General features: G+C 72.6%; 17 protein-coding genes. 6 read left to right on the forward strand and 11 right to left on the reverse strand.

The features are described 5' to 3' along the window. From FCH28_RS20415 to FCH28_RS20430, 4 genes are all read right to left on the reverse strand, one after another. Positions 1–326, reverse strand: a 326-nt coding sequence (locus FCH28_RS20415) for a biotin/lipoyl-containing protein (RefSeq protein ID WP_342781650.1), incomplete at its 3' end; no start/stop codon positions are given. 53 nt (positions 327–379) lie between these two features. Beyond that, complete coding sequence (gene lpdA / locus FCH28_RS20420) at positions 380–1,768, reverse strand: dihydrolipoyl dehydrogenase (RefSeq protein WP_136741522.1); 1,389 nt, start codon at positions 1,766–1,768, stop codon at positions 380–382. Positions 1,769–2,103: 335 nt separating this feature from the next. Further along, entirely contained in the window at positions 2,104–3,648 is a 1,545-nt protein-coding gene (locus FCH28_RS20425; protein WP_136741523.1) for a leucyl aminopeptidase, read from the reverse strand. A gap of 202 nt (positions 3,649–3,850) precedes the next feature. Next, the gene (locus FCH28_RS20430; protein ID WP_136741524.1) at positions 3,851–4,675 is read right to left on the reverse strand and encodes an adenosylcobinamide-GDP ribazoletransferase; all 825 of its coding nucleotides are present in this window, start codon (positions 4,673–4,675) and stop codon (positions 3,851–3,853) included. Between the two features lie 99 nt (positions 4,676–4,774). Between FCH28_RS20430 and FCH28_RS20435 the strand changes: the two genes are divergently transcribed. Beyond that, complete coding sequence (locus FCH28_RS20435) at positions 4,775–5,512, forward strand: hypothetical protein (RefSeq protein WP_136741525.1); 738 nt, start codon at positions 4,775–4,777, stop codon at positions 5,510–5,512. Here FCH28_RS20435 and FCH28_RS38550 read toward each other — a convergent pair. The 5 genes from FCH28_RS38550 to FCH28_RS20465 all read right to left on the reverse strand — a co-directional run bounded on the left by FCH28_RS38550 (position 5,487) and on the right by FCH28_RS20465 (position 11,483). Beyond that, the gene (locus tag FCH28_RS38550; protein ID WP_246103049.1) at positions 5,487–6,284 is read right to left on the reverse strand and encodes a hypothetical protein; all 798 of its coding nucleotides are present in this window, start codon (positions 6,282–6,284) and stop codon (positions 5,487–5,489) included. The genes FCH28_RS20435 and FCH28_RS38550 overlap by 26 nt on opposite strands. Further along, positions 6,281–8,050, reverse strand: coding sequence for a phosphatidylglycerol lysyltransferase domain-containing protein (locus tag FCH28_RS20450; RefSeq protein WP_136741526.1), 1,770 nt, complete (start codon positions 8,048–8,050; stop codon positions 6,281–6,283). Before FCH28_RS20450 ends, FCH28_RS38550 begins: the two co-directional genes overlap by 4 nt. Positions 8,051–8,223: 173 nt before the next feature. Further along, positions 8,224–9,270, reverse strand: coding sequence for a nicotinate-nucleotide--dimethylbenzimidazole phosphoribosyltransferase (gene cobT / locus FCH28_RS20455; protein ID WP_136741527.1), 1,047 nt, complete (start codon positions 9,268–9,270; stop codon positions 8,224–8,226). Positions 9,271–9,372: 102 nt separating this feature from the next. Continuing rightward, positions 9,373–10,152, reverse strand: coding sequence for a class I SAM-dependent methyltransferase (locus FCH28_RS20460; protein WP_246103051.1), 780 nt, complete (start codon positions 10,150–10,152; stop codon positions 9,373–9,375). 62 nt (positions 10,153–10,214) lie between these two features. Then, positions 10,215–11,483, reverse strand: coding sequence for a bifunctional adenosylcobinamide kinase/adenosylcobinamide-phosphate guanylyltransferase (locus FCH28_RS20465; protein ID WP_136741528.1), 1,269 nt, complete (start codon positions 11,481–11,483; stop codon positions 10,215–10,217). 198 nt (positions 11,484–11,681) lie between these two features. On the opposite strand from FCH28_RS20465, the gene FCH28_RS20470 reads away from it, so the two are divergent. Next, complete coding sequence (locus FCH28_RS20470) at positions 11,682–11,897, forward strand: hypothetical protein (protein ID WP_136741529.1); 216 nt, start codon at positions 11,682–11,684, stop codon at positions 11,895–11,897. A 135-nt stretch (positions 11,898–12,032) separates the two neighbouring features. Here FCH28_RS20470 and FCH28_RS20475 read toward each other — a convergent pair whose 3' ends face one another. Then, positions 12,033–12,740 (reverse strand): class I SAM-dependent methyltransferase, encoded by a 708-nt coding sequence (locus tag FCH28_RS20475; RefSeq protein ID WP_187363883.1) that lies wholly within the window; start codon positions 12,738–12,740, stop codon positions 12,033–12,035. A gap of 92 nt (positions 12,741–12,832) precedes the next feature. Then, positions 12,833–13,429 (reverse strand): DUF3043 domain-containing protein, encoded by a 597-nt coding sequence (locus tag FCH28_RS20480; RefSeq protein WP_136741530.1) that lies wholly within the window; start codon positions 13,427–13,429, stop codon positions 12,833–12,835. Between the two features lie 371 nt (positions 13,430–13,800). On the opposite strand from FCH28_RS20480, the gene FCH28_RS20485 reads away from it, so the two are divergent. The 4 genes from FCH28_RS20485 (at position 13,801) to FCH28_RS20500 (ending at position 17,106) form a co-directional block, all read left to right on the forward strand. Beyond that, the gene (locus tag FCH28_RS20485; RefSeq protein WP_136741531.1) at positions 13,801–14,601 is read left to right on the forward strand and encodes a PspA/IM30 family protein; all 801 of its coding nucleotides are present in this window, start codon (positions 13,801–13,803) and stop codon (positions 14,599–14,601) included. Positions 14,602–14,657: 56 nt separating this feature from the next. Continuing rightward, positions 14,658–14,936 (forward strand): PspA-associated protein PspAA, encoded by a 279-nt coding sequence (gene pspAA / locus FCH28_RS20490; protein WP_136741532.1) that lies wholly within the window; start codon positions 14,658–14,660, stop codon positions 14,934–14,936. Positions 14,937–15,081: 145 nt separating this feature from the next. Further along, positions 15,082–16,371: a sensor histidine kinase gene (locus tag FCH28_RS20495; RefSeq protein ID WP_136741861.1), complete on the forward strand. Its 1,290-nt coding sequence runs from the start codon at positions 15,082–15,084 to the stop codon at positions 16,369–16,371. A gap of 45 nt (positions 16,372–16,416) precedes the next feature. Then, positions 16,417–17,106 carry a response regulator gene (locus tag FCH28_RS20500; RefSeq protein WP_136741533.1) on the forward strand — a complete coding sequence of 230 codons (690 nt, stop codon included), beginning with the start codon at positions 16,417–16,419 and terminating at the stop codon, positions 17,104–17,106. Positions 17,107–17,173: the final 67 nt, after the last annotated feature.

Raw genomic sequence — 17,173 nt, forward strand, 5'->3', positions numbered from 1 at the left:
GTGGCCGGGGCGGGCTCGGGCTGGGCGGCCGGGGCCGGGGCCTCGGCGGCGGCAGCGGCCGGAGCCGGGGCGGCGGCCGGCACACCGGTGCCGTCGTCGATGAGGGCCAGCTCGGCGCCGACCTCCACGGTCTCGTCCTCGGCCACCTTGATGGAGGCCAGGATGCCGGCGGCCGGCGCCGGGATCTCGGTGTCGACCTTGTCGGTGGAGACCTCGAGCAGCGGCTCGTCGGCCTCTACGCGCTCACCCTCGGCCTTCAGCCAGCGGGTGACGGTGCCCTCGGTGACGCTCTCGCCGAGCGCCGGCAGGGTTACGGAAACCGCCATGGTTTCGGTTGCTCCTTACGAATTGCGGGATGTGGTCGCGCCCGGGACTGGGGTCAGTCGTGGGAGTGGAGGGGCTTGCCGGCCAGGGCCAGGTGGGCCTCGCCGAGAGCCTCGTTCTGCGTCGGGTGCGCGTGAACCAGCTGCGCAACCTCGGCCGGCAGAGCCTCCCAGTTGTAGACCAGCTGGGCCTCGCCGACCTGCTCGCCCATACGGTCACCGACCATGTGGACGCCGACCACGGCACCGTCCTTGACCTGGACGAGCTTGATCTCGCCCGTGGTCTTGAGGATCTTGCTCTTGCCGTTGCCCGCGAGGTTGTACTTGAGAGCGACGACCTTGTCGGCGCCGTACAGCTCCTTCGCCTTCGCCTCGGTGATACCCACCGAAGCGACCTCGGGGTGGCAGTACGTCACGCGCGGCACGCCGTCGTAGTCGATCGGCACGGTCTTGAGACCGGCCAGCCGCTCCGCCACCAGCATGCCCTCGGCGAAGCCGACGTGCGCGAGCTGGAGCGTGGGCACCAGGTCACCGACGGCCGAGATGGTCGGCACGTTGGTCTGCATGTACTCATCGACCAGGACGTAGCCGCGGTCCGTCGCGACGCCCTGCTCCTCGTAGCCCAGGCCCGCCGAGACCGGCCCGCGGCCGATCGCGACCAGCAGCACCTCGGCCTCGAAGGTCTTGCCGTCCGCCAGCGTGACCCGCACGCCGTCCTGCGTGTACTCGGCCTTGTCGAAGAAGGTGCCGAGGTTGAACTTGATGCCGCGCTTACGGAACGCGCGCTCCAGCAGCTTGGAGCTGTTCTCGTCCTCCACCGGCACGAGGTGCTTGAGGCCCTCGACGATGGTGACGTCGGTGCCGAAGGACTTCCACGCGGAGGCGAACTCGACGCCGATGACGCCGCCGCCCAGCACGATCGCGGACTTCGGGACCCGGTCCAGCTTCAGCGCGTGGTCCGAGGAGATGATGCGGTTGCCGTCGATCTCCAGGCCCGGCAGCGACTTCGGCACGGAGCCGGTCGCCAGCAGGACGTGGCGGCCCTGCACACGCTGGCCGTTGACGTCGACGGAAGTCGGGGAGGAGAGCCGGCCCTCGCCCTCGATGTACGTCACCTTGCGGGAGGCGACCAGGCCCTGCAGGCCCTTGTAGAGGCCGGAGATCACGTCGTCCTTGTACTTGTGGACGGCGTTGATGTCGATGCCCTCGAAGGTGGCCTTGACACCGAACTGCTCGGCTTCACGGGCCTGGTCGGCGATCTCGCCGGCGTGCAGCAGAGCCTTGGTGGGGATGCAGCCGTTGTGCAGGCAGGTGCCGCCGAGCTTGCTCTTCTCGATCAGGGCGACGTCCAGGCCCAGCTGCGCCCCGCGCAGGGCCGCGGCGTAACCACCGCTACCGCCGCCGAGGATCACTAGGTCGAAAACGGTGCTGGCGTCGTTCGCCACGTCACGTCCTCCATGCATGGGTACGCCGGAGCCGGTCTCCGATGACCGGGCGGCGGCTGTTGTTCGGCCGCTTTATCTTCGGCCCTTGGTAAGGGGGGCCCTGTCCTGCCGAGAACCCATCTTCGCACTTGTTGAAAGGCGACGGGACGGCGGGCCGGGCTATGGGACGGCCGATCAGGCGCCCCAAGGGGGTTACCGGCGCGTACGCACGTGCGGATTGAAGCACGGAGCGATGTACGGATTTCGTTGTGGGCGAACGCACCGCGGACATCACGCCGACGGCCCCGGGCCGTGAGCTCGGGGCCGTACGGACGCATGGGGCGAAACGGAAAGTGTCAGCCGAGATCGCCGGCGGCGGTGCGCTCGGCGAGCCGCACCAGGGTGCGTACCGCGGATCCGGTGCCGCCCTTGGGGGTGTAGCCCCAGGGCGCGCCCTCGTGGAAGGCCGGGCCCGCGATGTCCAGGTGCGCCCAGGCGATGCCCTCGCCGACGAACTCCTTGAGGAACAGTCCGGCGACCAGGCCGCCGCCCATCCGCTCACCCATGTTGGCGATGTCGGCAACCGGCGAGTCCATGCCCTTGCGGAGGTGACCGGGCATCGGCATCGGCCAGGACTGCTCGCCGACCTCCTCCGCGATCTCGTGGATCGAGGTGCGGAAGGCGTCGTCGTTCGCCATGATCCCGAAGTGGCGGTGGCCCAGCGCCAGCACCATCGCGCCGGTCAGCGTCGCCACGTCCACGATCGCGTCCGGCTTCTCCTCCGAGGCGCGGGTCAGCGCGTCGGCCAGCACCAGCCGGCCCTCGGCGTCGGTGTTGAGCACCTCGACCGTCTTGCCGCTGTACATGGTCAGGACGTCACCGGGACGGGTGGCGCTGCCCGACGGCATGTTCTCGGCGAGCGCCAGCCAGCCCGTGACATTCACCTCAAGGCCGAGCCGGGCGGCGGCCACGACCGCGGCGAACACCGCGGCGGCACCGCTCATGTCGCACTTCATCGTCTCGTTGTGGCCGGCCGGCTTGAGCGAGATGCCGCCCGAGTCGTAGGTGATGCCCTTGCCGACCAGGGCCAGGGTCTTCTTCGCCTTGGCGTGGGTGTGCGCGATCCGCACCAGCCGCGGCGGGGCCTCCGAGCCCTGGCCGACGCCCAGCAGACCGCCGTAGCCGCCCTTCTTGAGCGCCTTCTCGTCCAGCACCTCGACCTTGAGGCCGAACTCCTTGGCGGCGGCCTGCGCCTGCGCCGCGAAGGACTTCGGGTCGAGGTCGTTGGAGGGCATGTTGATCAGGTCACGGGCACGGTTGATCTCCGCGGTGACCGTCTGCGCGCGCTCGGCGGCGGCCTTGAACTCCTTGTCGCGCGGCTTGGCGCCGAGGATCGCGGCCTCCGCCAGCGGCGCCTTGGCGTCGTTGTTCTTCTTCCCGCCCTTGCCGTTCGCGCCGTTGCCGTTGCTGCGGTACGCGGTGAAGGAGTACGCGCCGAGCAGCGCGCCCTCCGCGACCGCGGCGGCCGCCTCGGCGTCCTCCAGGGGCAGCGCGAAGCCGGCCTTCTTGCTGCCGTGCAGGGCGCGGGCCGCGCTGCCCGCGGCGCGCCGCAGCGCCTCGTTGTCGTAGGCGTCGCCCTTGGCCGGGGCGTCGCCGAGGCCGACCGCCAGCACGACCGGCGCCTTCAGGCCGTCGGCGGCGGGCAGCTTGGTCACCTCGCCCTCGGCACCACTCGCGCCGAGGGTCTCCAGCACCGCGGCGAGCTTGCCGCCGAAGGCCTTGTCCACGGCCTCCGCGCCGGGGGCCACGAGGACGCCCTTGGCGCCCTTGGCCACGCCGACGACGACGGCGTCCGCACGCAGCGTTGCGGCGGAGGAAGTACTGAGGGTCAGTGCAGTCACGGTGATAAGGGTCCTGTTCCGTCCGGGAATCCGTTTTGCGCCTTGGGCGCTGCTGCGGCCGAGCCTACGCTCGGCGGCGCCGCAAGGCCCGGCCCGAGAGCCTACGGACCGGCGGTGTGCCGCCGCCGGATGGCCGGTTCCACCGGTGAAGGGTGGTCAATCAGCCAATCTGGTACGGGAGTTGGACGCAGGACACGCGGGTTCAGCCCAGCGCGAGCACGACCAGCGCGGTCAGCCCGGCGCTCTCTTCGAGCGCCCCGAACACATCGCCGGTCACCCCGCCGAACCGCCGCCGGCAGTGCCGCAGCACCAGCTCGGCGAGCCCGAGGCCGGCCAGCGCCGCCAGCCCGGCGTGCAGCGCGCCGTACCCGATGGCCGGGCCGAACACCCCGCCCGCGGCGGCGCACAGGGCCGCCACCAGCGCCGCGCAGAGCAGCGCCGCACCCACCGGGACGGTGCCCGCGACCGCCGCGCCCAGCCCCTCCGGACGGGCGGCCGGCACCCCCGTACGGGAGGCGAGGGTCAGCGCGCAGCGCGCCGCGACCGCCGCGACCACGGCGGCCAGTGCGCCGCGTGCCCAGCCTGCCGCGTACAGCTCGTGGAGTGCGGCCACTTGGGCCAGCAGGGTGAACAGCAGCGTGATGACGCCGAACGGGCCGATGTCGGACTGCTTCATGATGCGCAGCGCGTCCTCGGCGGGCTTGCCGCTGCCCAGACCGTCGGCGGTGTCGGCGAGCCCGTCCAGATGCAGTCCGCGGGTGAGCGCGGCGGGCACCGCGGCGCTGCCGACCGCGGCGAGCAGCGGGCCGCCGCCGAGCAGGAGCAGCGCCCCGCCGAGCGTCGCCGCGCACAGCCCGACGACCAGCCCGGCCAGCGGCGCGCAGAGCATCCCGCCGCGAGCCGTCGCACGGTCCCAGCGGCCGACCCGTACGGGCAGCACGGTCAGCGTCCCGAAGGCGAAGCGCAGGGCGTCGGCGGGGGACGGCGGGTGGCCGGCGGCAAGGGGCTCGTCGGGGGTTCGGTTCACCGCGGCAGGCTAACGCGGGCCCGCCGGCTACCGGTTCCCGGCCCTGATCACCCGGATACTGCCTAATTGTCCTCGGCCGACACCTCGGGAGGGTGCGCAATGGGCCACTGGCTGTACCGCAACATCATCGAGCCGGGGAAGCTGCCGCTGCTGCTCGCCCTGGCCTCGTTCGTGCTGACCTTCCTGGTCACCCGTGCGATCACCCGGCTCATCCGGGCGGGCAAGGGGCCGTTCCGCGACATCACCCCGGGCGGGGTGCATGTCCACCATGTGGTGCCGGGCGTGGTCCTGATGGTCGTCGGCGGGTTCATCGCGCTGGCCGGCGGCCGCCGCGGATTCGGCTCCGGCCTCGCGGCCGTGCTCTTCGGCATGGGCGTCGGCCTGGTGCTGGACGAGTTCGCGCTGATCGTCCATCTCGACGACGTGTACTGGACCGAGGAGGGCGCCAAGAGCGTCGAGATCGTCATTCTCACCGCCGCGCTGGGCGCCCTCGTCCTCGGCGGGTTTCTGCCGTTCGGGGTGAACGCGCTGAGCCCGGACGAGTCCCGTGACCGCTTGACGGTCGTCGAGACCGTCGGCGCCAACTTCCTGCTGGCGGTGATCGCGCTCATCAAGGGGAAGGGCCGGATCGCCGTCGTCGGGGTGCTGGTGCCGTTCGTGGCGCTCTTCGGCGCCGTCCGGCTGGCCCGGCCCAACTCGCCCTGGGCCAGGCGCTTCTACCGCAAGCGGCCCAGGGCGCGGGCGCGCGCGACGGTCCGCGCGTACCGCCATGACCGCCGCTGGTCGGCGTTCCGTCGCACGGTCGAGCAGTTCATCGGGGGTGCTCCCAGCCGCTGACGCGCTGTGCGTCCCGCGGTTTGCGCTCGACGAACTGCCACACCGCGCACAGCGCCAGCACCACCAGCACCGCCGCGACATGCTCCTTGCCGGCCAGGTTGTTCTTGATGAACACCACCTCGAAGACCATCGCGGCCACCACCGCCGCACAGGTCACCCAGGCGCGGAAGCGCCAGCACACGAAGACCGCGAGCCCCACCACGGCCGCCGACGGGCCGGTGTCGATGACATACGCGTCCGAGTCGGGCAGTCCTACGGGGCTGTCCGGGCCGATCCAGATGCCGATCCGCGCGTACATCGTCCCGGCGAGCGTGGCGACATAGGCGACCACCATCATCCGGCGCCAGCCCACACAGATCTCGGCGATTCCGAAAACCACCAGAATCTGCGCCAGCGCGCCCCAGACCGGCAGATCCAGCGCGGGCACGAACAACGAAAGGGGGGTGCGGAGCAGCGCCAGCCAAAGGTGCTCGTCGGCCTGTACGGAGCCGATGTTCTGGACCGGCTGATAGCCCCAGGACTGGTTCTGTACGACCTGGAAAACCGTCGTCAGGCATACCGCGGCGAGCGTCACCGGGATCGCCCGCCAATTCCGCGCGGCCAGTGCGGACCACACCGTCCGCAGGAGCGGGCCCCACTCCGCGCGCGCGGCGCGACGCAGGGCGGATGTCTCCCGCCGCCCCGGCGGTGCCGCTTCCCGCCGCCCCGGCGCCGCCTTCTCCCGCCGCCCCGGCGCCGCCTTCTCCCGCCGCCCCGCCCGGCGTTCGGTCATCTCATGTTCTCCAGGTGCTTGCGGTTCAGCCATTTCGGCAGACCGGGTGCTTCGAGGAATCCCTCGGCTCGGGCGGCGGCTATTCCTATGCGCAACAAATCCGTGCTCTTCTCGAAGAGCATGTACCGGGGTTCCCAAATAGGCCGATATTTCGCATTGGCGCGATAGAGCGATTCGATCTGCCACCACCGGGAGAAGAAGCTGAGCAGTGAGCGCCACAGGCGCAGCACCGGGCCCGCGCCAAGTCGCGATCCACGTTCGAAGACGGAGCGGAACATCGCGAAGTTCAGTGAGATCTGAGTGATCTCCACCTCTTTCGCGCGCTGGATCATCTCCAGCACCATGAACTCCATCAGGCCGTTCTCGGAATCCCGGTCGCGCCGCATCAGATCGAGCGAAAGCCCCTTCGCGCCCCACGGCACGAAGCTGAGCAGCGCGCGGGGCACACCCTTCTCGTCGGCGCATTCGAGCATCACGCAGCGCCCGTCGCCGGGGTCGCCGAGCCGGCCGAGCGCCATGGAGAAGCCGCGCTCGGTCTCCCCGTCGCGCCAGTCGTCGGCCAGCCGCAGCAGCCGGTCCAGCTCCGGAGCCGGAATGTCCTCGTGGCGACGGATGCGGACGGTGTAGCCGGCCCGCTGCACCCGGTTGTACGCCTGCCGGACGGTGCGCATCGCGCGGCCGCCCAGCGTGAACTCCTCGGCGTCCACGATCGCCTCGTCGCCGAGCTCCAGCGCGTCCAGCCCGTGCCGGGCGTAGATCGTGCCGCCCTCCTCGCTCGCGCCCATCACGGCCGGCGCCCAGCCGTGCGCGCGGGCCTCGGCCAGCCATACCTCGATCGCGCCGGGCCAGGCCTCGGGGTCGCCCAGCGGATCGCCGGAGGCCAGCGACACCCCGCCGACGACGCGGTAGGTGACCGCCGCCTTCCCGCTGGGGGAGAAGAGGACGCTCTTGTCGCGGCGCAGCGCGAAATAGCCCAGCGAGTCGCGGTCGCCGTGCCGGGCGAGGAGGGCCCGCAGCCGCTCCTCGTCGTCCTCGGTGATCGGGTCGGTGCTGCGGACGGACCGGAACGCCGCCCACAGCACGGCCACCAGCAGCGCCGTGCTCAGGACGTTGATGGCGACGTTCACCCAGTTCGGGGTGTCGATCCCGGGGAACGCGTGATCATCGGCGGTCAGCGACACCAGCCGCATCACCCCGTAGCGCCAGCGCTCGCAGACCGTCGAGGACGCCACGGAACCGGCGGACGCGTCCTGCGCGGTGTTGGTGACCGTGACCAGCAGCGCCGCCAGCAGCGAGGCGGCCAGCAGCCCGCCGGCGGCGGTGACCGCGGCCAGCTTCGGATTGGCGCGGTCGCCCTTCGCGTAGAACTCCCGCCGGCCGACGACCAGCGCCACGAAGAACACCAGGGTCAGCGCCAGCGACACCCAGTTCTGCGCATGCCCCCGGAACTCGGGCGCGGCCGCCAGGGCGAAGCCGAACAGCAGCAGAAGCAGTCCGGACAGCGCCAGGTTCAGGATCCAGGCCGCGCGCTTGCGCCGCCGCAGGGTGACCGACAGGAACAGCGAGAAGGCGCCGGAGGCGAAGCCCGCGGTGAGCAGATACGGGGTGAAGAACTCCTCGATGTTGTGCCGTCGGATGTCGTTGCCGAACGACACCCATACCGCACTCAGGAGATTCACAAAGGTGACGATGCGCAGATACCAGACACCGAACGCGGCGGCGCGCTCCGACCAAGGGCCGCGGGGGCGGTCTTCATCCGGACTCAAGCGACTTCTCCCATAAAGCGTGATCTTATGGGGCGTCGCGAACGGTCCGGAATGGGCGATACGCCGCGGTGCGACCCGCGAAACGGGTGTTACCCACGAGACGTGACGGTGTTGTCCACCAGCGCTCTTCCGATCGCGCCGACCGGCCGCCGGCCGCTACCGGCCGGCGCCGCTCAGTCGCGTACGGGCAGTTCTGCCGCCAGGGCCGCGGCCGCCTGCACCAATGGCAGAGCCAGCAGCGCCCCTGTCCCCTCGCCAGCAGTGACGCCGTGGTCGAGCAGAGGGTTGAGCGCGATCCGGTCCAGCGCCTTCGCCTGCGCCGGCTCACCGCTCGCCTGCCCGGCCACCCACCAGTCCGGCGCCCGGAACGCCACCCGCTGCGCCACCAGCGCACAGGCCGCCGAGACCACCCCGTCCAGGATCACCGGCGTGCGCCGTAGCGCGCTCTGCAGCAGGAAACCGGTCATCGCCGTCAGATCCGCGCCGCCGGCCGTGGCCAGCAGCTCCAGCTGGTCGCCGAGCACCGGCCGGGCCCGCCGCAGCGCGTCCCGGATCGCCGCGCACTTGCGCATCCACGCCAGATCGTCGATCCCCGCCCCGCCCCGCCCGGTGACCACCGAGGCGTCCGTCCCGCACAGCGCGGCGATCAGGGTGCTCGCCGCCGTCGTGCCGCCGACGCTCAGATCGCCCAGCACCACCAGATCCGTGCCGGCGTCCGCCTCCTCGTCCGCGATGGCCATCCCGGCCCGGAACGCCGCCTCCGCCTCCTCGGCGGTCAGCGCGTCCTCGATGTCGATCCGCCCCGAACCGCGCCGCACCCGATGCCGGGTGACCTCCTCCGGCAGCTCCTCGGGATCGCAGTCCACCGCCATGTCCACGACCCGCACCTGGGCCCCGGCGCCGCGCGCCAGCACCGCGGCCGGGCTCACCCCGTCCAGCACGGCCCGCACGAGTTCCCTGGTGCTCCCGGCCGGGCGGGCCGAGACACCCAGCTCCGCCACCCCGTGATCACCGGCGAACAGCAGCAGCCGCGGCCGCTCGACGGGCCGCACCGGCACCTGCTGCTGCGCCGCGGCCAGCCACTCGCCCAGCTCGTCGAGACGGCCGAGCGCACCCGGCGGCACCGCCAGCCGGGCCCGCCGCTCCTCGGCGTCACGGCGCACACCGCCGTCGGGGCGCTCGATCAAGTGGGCGAAGTCATCGAGGTTCAGGTCGCTCATTGGCCGCAGATTACCGTCAACTCGGCGCTGACAACGCGTCATGGGCCCGACGGCCGGATGACGCGGGTCCGGCGGGTCCGGCCCGCGCCCGTCGGACAGCCCTCAGGGCCCCGCGAACCGCACCTCGCACACCAGCGGCAGCACCTCGCGCAGCACCGGGAGACGGCCGTACACAGCACGGCGCACGCCGAGTTCGCGCACCTCGGCGATGTGCGGGTGCACGCTCGCCAGCCGCGGCAGCTCGGCGCGGTCCAGGCCCCAGCGCGCGGGCGCGGGCCACCGGCCGCCGGACAGTCGATGAGCAGCCGCGCCGCGCCGGGCCAGCGCGGCCGCCGAGCGCGGCAGCGCGTCGAAGACCAGCACACCGTCGGGGAACCGCTCCGCGCAGGCCGCCAGCAGTGCCCGCACCGCGAGCGGCGCCAGCCGCATCAGCGCGCCCTGCGCCATCACGATCACCCCGCGCCGAGGCTCCCGTACCGCGTTCAGCCAGCCGTGATCGGACACGGCGCGGGCCACCGTACGCCGCCGCGCCCCGTCCGGCAGCAGCATCCGGCGTACCGCGGCGGCCTCCGGCGGCTGCACCGTCAGCCAGGTCAGCCGCCCGTTGTCCAGCCGCCAGAACCCGGTACCGAGCCCCTCGCCGAGCGCGACCACCGTCGCCTCCGGACGCCGCTCCAGATAGCCGCGTACGGCGGCCTCGAAACACCGGGTGCGCGGGCCGGGCGCCCCCGCACCGCGGTACGGGCCGGTCTCCCCGCGCACTTCCGGGCGCCGCCGGCCGGCGCGGGCGGGGGCGGCCGGCGCCGCCGCGTCATCGCGCCCCGCCCGCCCGCCGTTCGCTCCGGCCACCAACTCGGCTTCGCTCAGCTCGGATTCGGTCACCCCTCAAGAGCACCCGCCGCCGCGCCCCCGGGCAAGCGGACACGGGCTCCGCGAGCCCTCCGTCATCCACGCAGCGCAAGCGTCTGGCCCGCGACGACCAGCAGCACCTGCTCGCACTCCGCGCCGAACGCCGCGTTCAGCCGCCCCAGTTCGTCACGGAACCGGCGCCCTGCGGCGGTCGCCGGCACCACCCCGGACCCCACCTCGTTGCTCACCGCCACCACCGGCCGGTGCGCCGCCCGCACCGCCGCCACCAGCGCGTCCGTCCGCTCCCGCAGCGCCCGCCGGCCGCCCGCCTCCCAGGCCTCGTCGTCCCACGCCCCGACCTCGTCCATGGCATGCGTCAGCCACAGCGCCAGACAGTCGATGAGCAGCGGCGCCGCGTCGGCGGGCCGGCCGGTGCCCGGGTCGGCGCCGGGCCCCGCTGCGGCCAGCAACGGCACCAGATCGCAGGTCTCGACGGTGCGCCAGCCGCTGGGCCGCCGCTCGCGGTGCAGCGCCACCCGCTCCGCCCACTCCGCGTCGCCCTCCCGGGTCCCGCCGGTCGCCACGTACAGCACATCGGGGAACGTTGCCAGCCGCCGCTCCGCCTCCGCCGACTTCCCGCTGCGCGCCCCGCCCAGTACGAGCGTCCGGCGCGGCACATCCGGCACCGCCTGATACTCGCCCACCACCACCGTGCCGCCGTCCGGCACCGTGCGCGCGCCCGCCGCCGCGAGCCTGCGGTGCAGCTCGGGCCCCGGCGGCACCGTGTGGTCGATATGCACGCCGACCACGTCCGTCGCCGCGTCCACCGCCCCGCTCGCCCGCAGCCGGGCCAGCGCGTCGGGGCGCCCCAGCACGTCCAGCAGCACCAGGTCGTACGGGCCGCTGCCGCCCATCCCCTCGTACCCGCCGCCGTTCCCGTTCCCGAGCCCGGCCGGGGCGGCGCCCGGCGGCAGATACAGCAGCCGCTGCCCGTCCACCCCGCCGACCTCGTAGCCGGTGCCGGGGATGTCCACCGCGATGGCCCGCACCCGGTGCCCGCCGAGCAGCGCCAACTCCCGCCCGTCCGCGACCCGGCCCGGCGTCGGCAGCCCGGCCGGCACCTCCATGGCCGGCCCGTCGTGCGGATGCGAGAGCAGCACCTGCCGCACCCCGGCCAGCGACTGGCCGGCTCGGGCCGCGGCGAACGCGGGCCCCGGCGTGAGGTCGATGAGCAGCGCGCCGTCGATCAGTACCGCGGTCGCCGCCCGCGCCTCGCCGCCGACGGCGGTGGCACAGGCGGCACACGGGCAGCCGGGGCGCGGCAGCCCCTGCGGGGCTCCGGTGCCGAGGAGAGTCAGTTCCACCCGCCGATTTTCTCCCCTCCCGGTCCGAACAGCGCGCGGGGGGATGTCTCGACACGGCCGTTAGATGCGGTAGGGCGATCTAAGCTGCTGATCAGCACGGCAGCACATCAGCACGGCAGCACGACACCGTGGCGGCGAGCGGACCAGCAGCCGCCCGGTGGCACAGCGACGTACTCGGTGGGATTCCAGGAGGCGGACATGGCGTGGACGTGGCGGTTCGAGAAGGCGGACGGTACGGAGGTGGCGCCCGCCGTGGAACCGGAGGAGTTCACCACGCAGGGGGACGCGGAGTCGTGGATCGGCGAGGTGTGGAAGGACCTGGCGGACGGCGGCGCCGACCAGGTCACGCTCTTCGAGGACACCTCGGAGATCTACGGGCCGATGAGCCTGCACGCGGGCGCGGAAGAGGGCTGATGAGCCTGCACGCGGACGCGGAAGAGGGCTGAGGCGCTCCCCCGCCCCCTCCCCCTCTCCCCCTTCGGGGGAGGGGGAGGGGGTGGGTTCGGGGGTGGGGGGCGCAGGGCGGCGAAAGCCGCACCCGAGCCACCGTCAGCCCCGCACCCCGCACACATGCAGCAGCGCGGCCACCCCGCGGTACGGATCCGTCCGGCCCGCCCGTTCCTCGGCGTTCAGCAACTGCGTCAGCTCCGCTTCGGATTCCGGTGCGTCCGCGTCCCCCGAGAGATCCGTGAAGACGCGTACGCCGTACCAGGTGTGCAGTGGCGCGCCGATCCCGGCGAGCGTGCTGGTCAGCGCTTCCAGCCGGTCGGCGCGGGCCCGCAGTCCGAGGCGGTTGGTGTAGGTGGGGGAGTCGAACGCCGCGAGCGCGGTGGCCCAGTCGCCGGCCAGCCCGGGACGCATGGCGAGCGCGTCGGCGTTGCGTACCACCAGCGACAGCAGACCGCCCGGCGCCAGCACCCGCGCCAGCCCGGCCAGCATCGGGTCGGGCTCCGGCACGTACATCAGGACGCCGTGGCAGAGCACGACGTCGAACGAGCCGGGCGTGAAGTGCACCCCGGTCTCCCGGCCGTCACCGGCCAGCAGCCGGAACCGCTCCTGTATCCCGGCCGGCTCCGTGGCCAGCGCGGACCGGGCCGCCGCCAGCATCTCCGGATCGGACTCCAGCCCGGTGACCTGGTGGCCGGCCCTGGCCAGCCGCAGCGCCTGGGTGCCCTGCCCCAGGCCGACGTCCAGCACCCGCAGCCGCTGCCCGAACGGGAAGCGCGCCGCGATCTGCTCGTCGAGCTGCCGTGCCACCAGCTCCTGTCGGACGGTGTTCCGCAGACCACCCAGCCCGCCGAGCCACTTGCCGGCCCCACCCTGGAAACCGGATCCGGACGGACTACCGCTCAGGGCCGCTCTCCGCGCTTGACCTGCGGCTTGGGCAGCCGCAGCCGGCGCATCTGGAGTGTGCGCATGACCGCGTAGGCCTTGACGCCCCTGGTGTTCTCGTCGGGGAAGCGTTCCCGCACCTGCTTGCCCATGCGGATCCAGATGAAGATCGAGTCGAGCACGATCAGCACGATGATCACGAGCCAGAGCAGCAGCGCGATGTTCTGGATCTTCGGCACCCGGACCATGGTGAGCACCAGGATCACCACGGCCATCGGCAGGAAGAACTCCGCCACGCACCAGCGCGAGTCGACGTAGTCACGGGCGAACCGGCGCACCGGGCCCTTGTCGCGCACCGGCAGATAGCGCTCGTCGCCGCTGGCCAGGGCCTCGCGCTGGCGGGCCATATCGGCACGGCGGGCCTCTCGGGAGGCCTTCGCCGCGTCCTTGCGGTTGGTGGGCGTACTCGCACGGGCCCGGCGCTGCGACTGGGCGTCGCTGCGCTTGGGCGTCGGACGGCCCTTGGGGGCCTGCGGGTCGCGGGGCTGCTGGGGCTGGTCCGCGGTCGCCTTGGCGGGCGCGGCCTGCTCATCCTTCGAACGGCTTCGGAACACAAACCCAATGTACGTGGTCGTCCGGGTTGGGCCACCGTCCGATGGGGAACGATCCGGCAACGGCACCGGCTCACGAGCTCTCCCGGCCGGTGTCGCACACGGGAAGGTCCGGTGTCGCGCACAGGAAGATCCGGCGCCGTACCGGGGCGGCCCCGGTGCCGTAACAGGACAGAGCGGACGCCCCACCCGCCCCCCTGGCCCGCCCTACTCCCTGCAGGGGAGAAGCGGCGGCTCCTGATCGTCCTGGAGGAGGAGCGCATCCGGGTCTGAACAGTGCGGTAATGGAACCAAGGCCCGTACTGTGGGGTCTGTAGATATGTGCTGGAGCCTAAGCCCGATGTAACTCGGTCAGAAGGGGGCGCGCGAGGCCCATGAGCGATGGTGTCATGAAGCGGATGGGGATGATCTTCCGCGCGAAGGCCAACAAGGCCCTGGACCGGGCCGAAGACCCGCGCGAGACCCTCGACTACTCGTACCAGAAGCAGCTGGAACTGCTGCAGAAGGTGCGCCGCGGCGTCGCCGACGTGGCGACCTCCCGCAAGCGCCTGGAGCTGCAGCTGAACCAGCTTCAGGGCCAGTCCTCCAAGCTGGAGGACCAGGGCCGCAAGGCGCTCGCGCTCGGCCGCGAGGACCTCGCCCGCGAGGCGCTCTCCCGCCGTGCCGCGCTGCAGCAGCAGGTCACCGACCTGGAGACGCAGCACCAGACGCTGCAGGGCGAGGAGGAGAAGCTCACCCTCGCCGCCCAGCGCCTCCAGGCCAAGGTCGACGCCTTCCGTACGAAGAAGGAGACCATCAAGGCCACCTACACCGCGGCCCAGGCCCAGACCCGTATCGGCGAGGCCTTCTCCGGCATCTCCGAGGAGATGGGAGACGTCGGCCTGGCCATCCAGCGGGCCGAGGACCGGACCGCGCAGCTGCAGGCCAGGGCGGGTGCCATCGACGAGCTGATGGCGTCCGGCGCGCTGGACGACCCGTCCGGCATGGCCAAGGACGACATCGCGGCGGAGCTGGACCGGCTGTCCGGCGGCACCGACGTCGAACTGGAGCTGCAGCGGATGAAGGCCGAGCTCGCGGGCGGCTCGTCCGCAGGCCAGCAGGCCATCGAAGGCGGCCAGGCCGGCCAGGCCCAGCCGTCCCAGCCGCAGGACCAGCCGCGTTTCGACAAGCAGTGAGGGCCCACGGCGGTTAGCCTCGCAGTGATCGTCGGACCGGACCAAGGGAGATCGTCATGATCGTACGGATCATGGGCGAGGGCCAGGTGAAGCTGGACGACAGCCACTTCATAGAGCTCAACAAGCTGGACGATGAGCTGCTCGAAGAGATGGAGAGCGGCGACCAGGAAGGCTTCCGGCGCACCCTCGGAGCCCTGCTGGACGCGGTGCGCCGGCTGGGCACGCCGCTTCCGGACGACGCCCTGGAACCGTCCGAGCTGATCCTGCCGGCCGACGACGCGAGCCTCGAAGAAGTCCGGGAAATGCTGGCCGACGACGGCCTCATCCCGGGCTGAACCACCGGCACAGCCTGCTCCTCTCCAGCGCACAACGGTCAGCGCCCCGGTCCGATGTCGGACCGGGGCGCTACCGTTTGCTCTTGTGACCTCCCTCGACCCCGGACAGGAAGCGCCAGGGCAGGCCGTGCCCCCACAGGCCGCCGTGCCTGCACAGGAGGGGCCGCGCGCCGGCCGCTTCGCGTGGCCCCGGACGCATCCGCTCGCCTTCGACGTCGCCCTCGCGGTGGCCGTCTTCGCGGCGATCCTGTGCGGCTCGGTGGCCGAACCGCACGGCCCGCACGGCCCCCGCTTCGGCGAACGCCCGCTGCTCGCCTCGACCGTGGTGCTGGCCGCCCTCGCCTGCGCCGCCCTGGTCCTGCGCAGACGGCTGCCTCGTACGGTCCTCGCCGCCACGGGCTCGCTGACCATCGTCGAGCTGGTCGTCGAGTCCAACGACCCGCGCGCGCCGGTCGCCGCGGCCTCGGTGATCGCGCTGTTCACCGTGGCCTCCCGCACCGACCGGCCCACCACCTGGCGGGTCGGCGCGCTGACCGTCGTCGTGCTGACCGCCTCCGCGATGCTCTTCGGCGAGCACCCCTGGTACGCCCAGGAGAACCTCGCCATCTTCGCCTGGACGGGCATGGCCGCGGCCTGCGGTGACGCGGTCCGCAGCCGCCGGGCCTATGTGGACGCCATCCGGGAGCGCGCCGAGCGGGCCGAGCGCACCCGTGAGGAGGAGGCCAGGCGCCGGGTCGCCGAGGAGCGGATGCGTATCGCCCGCGAGCTGCATGACGTCGTCGCCCACCACATCGCGCTGGTCAACGTCCAGGCCGGGGTGGCCTCGCATGTCATGGACAACCGCCCCGACCAGGCCAAGCAGGCGCTGGCGCACGTCCGCGAGGCGTCCCGCTCCGCGCTGGAGGAACTCCGCGCCACCGTCGGCCTGTTGCGGCAGTCCGACGACCCCAAGGCGCCCACCGAACCCGCGCCGGGCCTCGGCGTGCTGGACCAGCTCGTCGAGGGGTTCGTGCGCGCCGGCCTCCCCGTCGACCTGGAGATACCCCGCCCGCCCGGCGCGCTGCCCGGCTCCGTGGACCTCACCGCGTACCGGGTCGTCCAGGAGGCCCTGACCAACGTCCACAAGCACGCCGGGGCCGGCGCCCGTGCGACGGTCCGGATCGTCCGCTCCGAGGCCGTGCTGACGGTGACCGTGCTGGACGACGGCGCGGGCCGGGCCGGGGTGCCCCGGCAGCGCGGCGGCGACCGGCCGTCCGCGGAGCCCGGGGAGGCGGCCGAGCCGGCGGAGAGCGGCGGCGGCCACGGCCTGATCGGGATGCGCGAGCGGGTCTTCGCGCTGCGCGGCACGGTCGTGACCGGCCCGCGCGCGGCCGGCGGCTTCCAGGTCCGGGTCACCCTGCCACTTCAGGCCGTCCATACGGGGGAGCCCGCATGATGACGGCGACAACATGACGGGGGACAACATGACGGGGGAGACCGTATGACCACGATCAAGGTGCTGCTCGCCGACGACCAGACCCTGCTGCGCAGCGCGTTCCGGATACTCGTCGACTCCGAGCCCGACATGCAGGTGGTCGGCGAGGCGTCGGACGGCGCCCAGGCGTACGAGCTGACCCGGTCGACGGGCGCCGATGTCGTCCTGATGGACATCCGGATGCCCGGGGTGGACGGTCTCGCCGCCACCCGCATGATCAGCGAGGACCCGGAGCTCACCGGCGTCCGGGTGGTCATCCTGACCACCTTCGAGGTCGACGACTATGTGGTGCAGTCGCTGCGGGCCGGCGCCAGCGGCTTCCTCGGCAAGGGCGCCGAGCCCGACGAACTCCTCAACGCGATCCGCATCGCGGCCGCCGGCGAGGCGCTGCTCTCACCGGTCGCGACAAAGGGCCTGATCGCCAAGTTCCTCGCGCAGGGCGACAGTTCGGGCGACGGCGGGCCCGGCGGCCCGGGTGCCGAGCGGCTTTCCACGCTCACCGGGCGCGAGCGCGAGGTGCTCGTCCTGGTCGCCGGCGGCCTCTCCAACGACGAGATCGCCGAGCAGCTGGTCGTCAGCCCGCTCACCGTCAAGACGCATGTCAACCGTGCGATGGCCAAGCTCGGCGCCCGCGACCGCGCCCAGCTGGTGGTCATCGCCTACGAGTCGGGACTCGTACGCCCACGGGTGCAGTGAGGGTGGAGGCCCCGTACTCCGAACGCGGTACGAGGCCAGGCCCGAAACCGACCTGCGAGCGAGGAAA

The organism is Streptomyces piniterrae (genome assembly GCF_005048155.1).
Lineage (GTDB): Bacteria > Actinomycetota > Actinomycetes > Streptomycetales > Streptomycetaceae > Streptomyces > Streptomyces piniterrae.

Bases quoted from the DNA above. Each gene is read 5' to 3' on its own strand.
- FCH28_RS20435 (WP_136741525.1), top strand. From the start codon at position 4,775: ATGGGCCACTGGCTGTACCGCAACATCATCGAGCCGGGGAAGCTGCCG.
- FCH28_RS38550 (WP_246103049.1), bottom strand. From the start codon at position 6,284: ATGACCGAACGCCGGGCGGGGCGGCGGGAGAAGGCGGCGCCGGGGCGG.
- cobT (WP_136741527.1), bottom strand. From the start codon at position 9,270: ATGAGCGACCTGAACCTCGATGACTTCGCCCACTTGATCGAGCGCCCC.
- FCH28_RS20470 (WP_136741529.1), top strand. From the start codon at position 11,682: ATGGCGTGGACGTGGCGGTTCGAGAAGGCGGACGGTACGGAGGTGGCG.
- FCH28_RS20485 (WP_136741531.1), top strand. From the start codon at position 13,801: ATGAGCGATGGTGTCATGAAGCGGATGGGGATGATCTTCCGCGCGAAG.
- pspAA (WP_136741532.1), top strand. From the start codon at position 14,658: ATGATCGTACGGATCATGGGCGAGGGCCAGGTGAAGCTGGACGACAGC.
- FCH28_RS20500 (WP_136741533.1), top strand. From the start codon at position 16,417: ATGACCACGATCAAGGTGCTGCTCGCCGACGACCAGACCCTGCTGCGC.